The sequence below is a fragment of the uncultured Oscillibacter sp. genome (assembly GCF_910587525.1).
Classification (GTDB): Bacteria; Bacillota; Clostridia; order Oscillospirales; family Oscillospiraceae; genus Oscillibacter.
This window is the reverse complement of record NZ_CAJULS010000002.1, coordinates 55,062-62,265: the sequence shown is the minus strand read 5'-3', so window position 1 is coordinate 62,265 and position 7,204 is coordinate 55,062. Positions and strand designations below refer to the sequence as shown.

Annotated in this window: 7 protein-coding genes and 1 other annotated feature; of the genes, 1 reads left to right on the top strand and 6 read right to left on the bottom strand. The window is 60.0% G+C overall.

Annotated features, from left to right (window positions below; translation table 11 throughout):
* The 5 genes from QZ326_RS00590 to QZ326_RS00570 all read right to left on the bottom strand — a co-directional run.
* The coding region (locus tag QZ326_RS00590) for a glycine--tRNA ligase (protein ID WP_295740093.1) at positions 1-739 on the bottom strand (739 nt) is incomplete at its 3' end.
* Between the two features lie 30 nt (positions 740-769).
* A complete protein-coding gene (locus QZ326_RS00585; protein WP_295740089.1) occupies positions 770-1,153 on the bottom strand; it encodes a hypothetical protein in 384 nt (127 codons plus the stop codon).
* A gap of 43 nt (positions 1,154-1,196) precedes the next feature.
* Positions 1,197-1,402 (bottom strand) — a binding site (T-box leader).
* 257 nt (positions 1,403-1,659) lie between these two features.
* The gene (locus QZ326_RS00580) at positions 1,660-2,304 is read right to left on the bottom strand and encodes a YoaK family protein (RefSeq protein ID WP_295740086.1); all 645 of its coding nucleotides are present in this window, start codon (positions 2,302-2,304) and stop codon (positions 1,660-1,662) included.
* The gene (gene aspS, locus QZ326_RS00575) at positions 2,301-4,070 is read right to left on the bottom strand and encodes an aspartate--tRNA ligase (RefSeq protein WP_295740083.1); all 1,770 of its coding nucleotides are present in this window, start codon (positions 4,068-4,070) and stop codon (positions 2,301-2,303) included. Before aspS ends, QZ326_RS00580 begins: the two co-directional genes overlap by 4 nt.
* Positions 4,071-4,426: 356 nt before the next feature.
* Positions 4,427-4,636, bottom strand: a complete 210-nt coding sequence (locus QZ326_RS00570) for a helix-turn-helix domain-containing protein (protein ID WP_295740080.1) — start codon at positions 4,634-4,636, stop codon at positions 4,427-4,429.
* Positions 4,637-4,726: 90 nt separating this feature from the next.
* Between QZ326_RS00570 and QZ326_RS00565 the strand changes: the two genes are divergently transcribed.
* Entirely contained in the window at positions 4,727-4,972 is a 246-nt protein-coding gene (locus QZ326_RS00565; protein ID WP_295740077.1) for a hypothetical protein, read from the top strand.
* A 480-nt stretch (positions 4,973-5,452) separates the two neighbouring features.
* On the opposite strand, the gene hisS is transcribed toward QZ326_RS00565, so the two are convergent.
* Positions 5,453-6,808, bottom strand: a complete 1,356-nt coding sequence (gene hisS, locus QZ326_RS00560) for a histidine--tRNA ligase (protein WP_295740074.1) — start codon at positions 6,806-6,808, stop codon at positions 5,453-5,455.
* Positions 6,809-7,204 lie beyond the last annotated feature (396 nt).

The window sequence follows — 7,204 nt, the reverse complement described above, 5'->3', positions numbered from 1 at the left end:
AGTAGGTCCGCCAGTACTGGAACCACTCCAGGTCCGTGTCGGGCTTGCAGAAGAACTCCAGCTCCATCTGCTCAAACTCCCGGATGCGGAAGATGAAGTTGCCCGGGGTAATCTCGTTGCGGAAGCTCTTGCCCACCTGGCACACGCCGAAGGGGAGCTTTCTTCTGGTGGTCCGCTGGATGGCGGGGAAGTTGACAAAGATGCCCTGGGCGGTCTCGGGCCGGAGGTAGACCTCGTTGGCGGAATCCTCGGTGACGCCTTGGTGGGTTTTGAACATGAGGTTAAAGCGGCGGATGTCGGTGAAGTCGTGCTTGCCGCAGCCGGGGCAGGGGACTTCCTTTTCCCGGATGAAGGCCACCAAATCCTCCTGGCTCATGGCCTCCACGTTCACGTCCAGGCCGTTTTCCTGGACGAAGCCCTCCACCAGCTTGTCGGCCCGGTGGCGCATTTTGCAGGCCTTGCAGTCGATGAGGGGATCGTTGAAGGTGGAGACGTGGCCGGAGGCCACCCAGACCTGGGGATTCATGAGGATGGCGGCGTCGAGGCCGACGTTGTAGGGGTTCTCCTGGACGAATTTTTTCCACCAGGCCCGCTTGACGTTGTTCTTCATCTCCACGCCAAGGGGGCCGTAGTCCCAGCTGTTGGCAAGACCGCCGTAGATCTCGCTGCCGGGGAAGACGAAGCCCCGGTTTTTGCACAGGGCCACCACTTTTTCCATGGTTTTCTGCTTGTTGTCCATTGTGATTTCTCCTTATATAAAAATATTTGATTACTGAGGGTCAATGGTGTGGAAAATGCGTTTCAGCCCGCCGTCCCGGCAGAGAAATTTCAGCTGCAGGCAGAGGTAAGTCAGCTCCCCTCCGGAGGTCAGCTCATAGTCCGCGGCAAAGCCGCTTCCATTGCTGTACTCGTAGAGCTGCACCTCGTGGTGATACTCATATTGGGGCTGAAAACTGCAGGGCACGCCGTACTCGTCAAAGGCGTCAAAATTATTCATCTCCAGGGTGCCCTGGATACATTCCCGAATTTCCTCCGTGTCGTTCCACTCCATTATGTCCACACAGGAGGGCAGATCCTCATAGCGCTTCTCGTGGAGGACATGGAGAATGTTCTTCACCGTCTCAATGGCCAGTTCTCTGTGCTGCTCCGTCAAATCAAGTCTCCTCCTCACAGATAAAAACGCCCTGAGCCGTCCGGCTCAGGGCGAACTTGCGTCCGTGGTTCCACCTGAATTTCCCCCGGGGAGGGGACACTCTGCCCGGTAACGTCGGGGTAACGGCGAAGCATTTCCGCCCCGCGGCTCCCGGGCGCCTTCCCATCCGTCCCCCGGGAGGGCTCGCACCGAACCGCCCTCTCTCTTGGCCGGGGAAACGGGGGTACTCCTCCCGTTCACAGCCTTTGCTGTTTTGTCACTGTATCACGTTTGGAAAGAGATGTCAAGGGCCCACATCCGAAAATGAGGTGCCCAGCCGCGCATTTTATCATCTGCGGTTTTGGTTTTTTGGCCGCAGCTTTGTAGGGGCTGGATTCTGTCCCCGTCCGTTTTCCCGAAAAGGCCAGGTTTCCACCGGACGGCTTGGCTCCCGCATAAAATCTGCGGAGAGGACACTCCCGTCCGAAGAGCGTCCGGCAGGATATGGGGGACGGTCTGGAAAAGGCCTAGGCTTTGGCACTCTCCCTGACCACCACCGCCGGCAGCGCGGCCGCCAGCAGAGGCAGACACCCGTAGATCCCAGCAATTCCCCACTGTCCGGTGCACCACCACCCCCAGGCCACCCCCAGGTGGAAGCAGGCCAGCGTCCCGCCGTAAAATTTCAGCTTCCGCAGCTGCTCCGCTTCCCGGGTGCAGAGGAACTCCGTCACCCCCTCTGTGAACTGCCGGAGGTTGTTGGTGGAGAAGATGGTGGCGCAGTTGTACCCGGCGGCCTGGGAGAAGGATACCCACTGCACCGCCGTGGCGAAGAACATGGGGTAGAGGGCCAGAATGGGGTCTGTCTCCGCCGGAATCCACGCCAGCAGAAGGCAGGCGGCAAAGTCCACGGAGATGGACAAAATCTGCGCCTGGGGCCGCCGCCCATACCGCCGCAGCAGTACGGCAAACACAATTCCTGCGATGTAGCACGCCGTGCCCCCCAGCCGGATCAGGGCGGGACCCCAGGTCCCGTCCAGACCGGACACTACCAGGTAGATGAGGTTGGAGGTCTCGGAGGAGCCGAAGGTCCCGCCCCGGGTCAGCAGGGCATAGACGCCGAAGAAGCCGCCCGCCGCCGCCATGGCGTGGTGGGCCCAGGTCTCGCGTGTCATTCCTCCGGCTTCACCAGGGCGATGTGAAGCTCGTCCAGCTGCTTCTGGGTGACCTCGCCGGGGGCGTCCATCATGATATCCTGGGCGTTCTTGTTCATGGGGAAGGGGATGATCTCACGGATGGAGTCCTCTCCCGCCAGCAGCATCACCATGCGGTCCACGCCCGGGGCGATGCCCGCGTGGGGCGGCGCGCCGTAGGTGAAGGCGTTGTACATGGCGGGGAACTTGGACTTTACGTCCTCCTCGCCCAGACCCACCATCCAGAAGGCCTTTACCATAATCTCCGGGTCGTGGTTCCGCACCGCGCCGGAGGAGAGCTCCACGCCGTTGCACACCAGGTCGTACTGGTCGGCGGTGATGGTCAGGGGATCGATTTCTCCCCGCTCGGCTCTCAGCAGCGCCTCCAAACCGCCGGAGGGCATGGAGAAGGGGTTGTGGCAGAACTCCAGCTCCCCGGACTCCTCCCCAATCTCGTACATGGGGAAATCCACAATCCAGCAGAAGGTGTACTGCTCTTTATCCATGTGCCCGGGCACGGCGGCGCCCAGGGTCTTCACCAGCACGCCGGCGGTCTTCCGGGCCTGCTCTCCGGCGGACAGGGCCACCAAAGTGTTGGGCTGGAGCCCTAGGGCGGAGACCACGCTGTCCTTGATGGGCTGGACAAACTTGGCGATGCCGCCCACGATCTCTCCGTTTTCGTCCAGGCGGAACCAGTAGGGCTTGCCGCCGGAGACGGATTCCACGTCCGCCAGGGTCTTATCGATAAACTTCCTCGTCTCGTGGAACCCGCTGACCACCACGGCCTTGACCGCGCTCCCCTCAAAGGGGCCGAAGCCGCAGCCGCCCAGCAGCCCGGTCACATCCTGCACGGTGAGGTCAATCCGCAGATCCGGCTTATCGGTGCCGTACTTCTCCATGGCCTCGGCAAAGGGGATGCGCAGGAAGGGAGCGGAGCTGGCCCGGTTGTACTTGCCGTACTTGGCGAAGATCGGGGGCAGCACGTCCTCAATGACGGCGAACACGTCCTCCTGGGAGGCGAAGGCCATCTCCATGTCCAGCTGGTAGAACTCGCCGGGGGAGCGGTCCGCCCGGGCGTCCTCGTCCCGGAAGCAGGGGGCGATCTGGAAATAGCGGTCAAAACCGGAGGTCATCAGCAGCTGCTTGAATTGCTGGGGGGCCTGGGGCAGGGCGTAGAACTTTCCAGGGTGGTTCCGGGCGGGGACCAGGTAGTCCCGTGCGCCCTCGGGAGAGGAGGCGGTCAAAATGGGCGTGGTGATCTCCAGAAAGCCGTGTTCCATCATGCCCTTCCGCAGGGCGGCGACCACATTGCACCGCAGGACGATGTTGTCTTTCACCGCCGGGTTCCGCAGGTCCAGATACCGGTATTTCAGGCGGGCGTTTTCGTCGGCCTCCCGGCTGCGGTTCACTTGGAAGGGCAGCTCATTGTGCCGGCAGCGGCCCAGGACCTCCACCTTGGCGGGGACCACCTCGATCTCGCCGGTGGGGAGCTTGGGGTTTTTGCTGTCCCGCTCCCGGACGATGCCCTCCACGGAGATGGTGGATTCCTTGTTGATGGCCTTGAAGGTGTCCACCATGTTCTCGGTTTCGGCCACCACCTGGGTGGTGCCGTAGAAATCACGGACGACAATAAAAGCAAGATTTGCGCTGACAGCGCGGATGTTTTCCATCCAGCCGGAGATTTTGACCTGTTTTCCGGCGTCTTCCAGGCGGAGCTCGCCGCAGGTGTGGGTACGGTTTTGCATCATGATATGATTCCTTTCTGTAATGTAAATTATAATTTATACAAAGCGTTTTCTCTTGGCGCGGAGGGGGGCCGCCTGCGGGCGGGGACGGGGGATTCCCGCCGCGGGCGGGGACGGCGCACGGGCTTTGCCCGTGCTGGGAATGCACCCCCCATTTTCTCTTTTTCTGAGCGCAGAAAAAGAGAAAACGGGCCGTGCACGGTCCAAAAGAGAAAAAGACGCTTTTGGTGGTTGCGGGAGTTGTTCCCTCTGATTGAAGGGCGCGCAGCAAACTTGATGGGTAGACGCAAGGACTTCCTTCTCTTCCCGCGCTTCGCGCATAGATGATTCCGTGCAGGGAAGATAGTCCGTTTATCGATTTATTTGCCGGGTTGGCTGTGACAGACTAAATCGTCTATGGTGATGCCATAGAAATCCGCCAGCGCGATTAGTGTTGACATCTTGGGCTCCCGCAGGCCGCGCTCGTAGTTTTGATAGGCCCGCAGACTAAGCCCTGCGCCAGCCGCCGCTGCTTCCTGCGTTAAGCCGTTTTTTTCCCGCAAGGTAAAAAGATATTCATGAAATTTCATAATAACATAAAACTCTTTCTATTGACAAGCACAAATGAGCATGTTATAATATGCTCAAACGTGCTTATTAATGTTCTTTAGGAGAGGGTTATGGAAGGATATATTAAAATTTTGCTGGAGTCTTTAGAAGAACATGACAGGGAATATCTTGGATGGAAATATTTCGTTCAATCAGATCAGGTAATGGAGGCAATGGAAACGCTGGATAAAACCTTTTCCCATGAGCAGAGAAAACTGTTTCAGGATTATGAGGACAAGCAGACTGCACTTGATGCCACAGGCAGAATGGCCCTGGCCCGCCAAGCCTTTTTACTGGCAAAGGAAATCTACCGCTGACAACCGGTAGACGCATTTCTCTCCGCAAAAGAGCCCCGCTATGCGCGAAGCGCGGGAAGAGGAGCTGGGGGCCTTGCGTCAAAGATGCAAAACAACCTCGGAGGCACTCACAACTGCGGCGGAGCGCCCCATCGCGGAACGGGGTCAGACGCAGCCGGCAGAAGACTGCCAGGGTCCTATGGGCACTGGTTCAGACCAACCCCCGTACCTTGGGCGAATTTGACCCCTGCGGTCAAATTCGGCCCCAGCGTCTTTTTCTCTTTTCCCCGCAAAGGGGACGCCGCATCTCTAAGCGGCAAAGCCGCCAAGGGCTGCGCGGTGGACCGTGCACGCCCCGCCAAGGTGAGCCGCGAAGCGGCGAGAGGGCCATCTGGAGGGTTTTCTCTTTTTCTCCGCTGAGAAAAAGAGAAAATGGGGGGTGCAAATGCACCAGCCATCATCATGGCTGAATCTCCCCCGCCCGTCAGGGCGAGATAAGCCTTATCCAAGAATCACCGCCCCGCCGCCGCGGGCATCCAACCCCGCCTTGATGCGGTAAATCGTGGCGGCCGCCTCCAGCTTGGTCTGCTCCCCGGTGGCCATATCCTTGCAGGCCACAACCCCTGCGTTGATCTCATCCTCTCCCAGGAAGATGACATAGGGGATCCCCAGCTTGTCCGCGTAGGCGATCTTCTGCTTGAACTTCTTCTCCTCACAGTGGAGCTGTGTCCGAATTCCATTCTCCCGCAGCTGGGTCGCCAGGGCAATGGCCCCGGACAGATCCTCCGTCATAGGCAGGACCAGCACGTCCGCCGGGGCGGTGTTCAGCTCCGGGTTCAGCATCCCCTGCTCCCCCAGCACGTAGAACAGCCGGGTCAGGCCGATGGAGATTCCCGCACCGGGCAGCTGGCGGTCGGTGTAGTATTCTGCCAGGTTGTCGTACCGGCCGCCGGAGCACACGGAGCCGATCTCCGGGTGGTCCAGCAGGGTGGTCTCGTACACAGTGCCGGTGTAGTAGTCCAGTCCCCGGGCAATGGTCAGGTCCACGGCAAAATTCTCCGCCGGCACGCCAAAGTCCCCCAGATACCGCACTACGGTGTTCAGCTCCTCCAGGCCTTGGTCAAAGGTCCCGTTCCGGCCCCGGTAGGCCTCCAGGGCGGAGAGGACGGCCCCGTTTCCGCCGGTGATGGCGATGAAGGATAAAACCTCCCCGGCCTCCGCCTCGCTGAGGCCCTGGTCCTCCATCAAAATGGCCTTCACCTTCTCAGGGCCGATCTTGTCCAGCTTGTCCACGGTCCGCATGATGTCGCCGGAGCGCTCCGCCAGGCCAAGCATTGCGTAAAAGCCGTTTAATATCTTCCGGTTGTTCACCCGGATCTGGAACCGTTTCAGTCCCAGGGCGGAGAAGGTCTTGTAGATGATGGCGGGGATCTCCGCCTCGTTGAGGATGGAGAGCCTGCCGTCGCCGATGATGTCGATGTCCGCCTGGTAGAACTCCCGGAACCGGCCCCGCTGGGCCCGCTCGCCCCGGTAGACCTTGCCGATCTGGTAGCGGCGGAAGGGGAAGGTCAGGTCGTTATAGTGCAGGGCCACGTATTTTGCCAGGGGAACCGTCAGGTCAAAGCGGAGGGAGAGGTCTGCGTCCCCCTTCTGGAAGCGGTAGATCTGCTTTTCCGTCTCGCCGCCCCCCTTGGCCAGCAGCACCTCGCTGGACTCGATGACAGGGGTGTCCAGCGGGGTAAAGCCATAGAGGGAATAGGTGCGGCGGAGGATCTCCATGATGCGCTCCAGCTGCTGCTGGGGCCCGGGGAGGAGCTCCATAAAGCCGGAGAGGGTACGGGGGGTCTGTTTTGCCATAATACTGCTCCTTCTTTTGTTGAGGTTGGGTTGTTCCTTCGCTGTATGGGAGACAGCCGCAAAAAGGCGCTCTCGTCCCAAAACATGTTTTGGGACGAGAGCGCTTTTACGCTTCGTGGTGCCACCCAAATTCAAGACCTGGGATTTATTTGATAAGTGACAAGATGGCCCGAGAGGACGCTTTGGCATTTATCAAATAAGTCCCTTGGTCTCCTTTGGCCTCCTGGTACGGGGAGGGAGCCGTGGGCGTTTCCGCCCCCGCTCCGCCGCTGTCCTTCCTCCGGGCCGAACGGGGCGCTTTCAGCGCTGCGCCCCTCTCTGGGGATCGGCTGCCGGGCTACTGCTGCGGCGTCTTCGCGGTGAACGTGTTGATTGTATCCGCTTTTTCCCAAAATG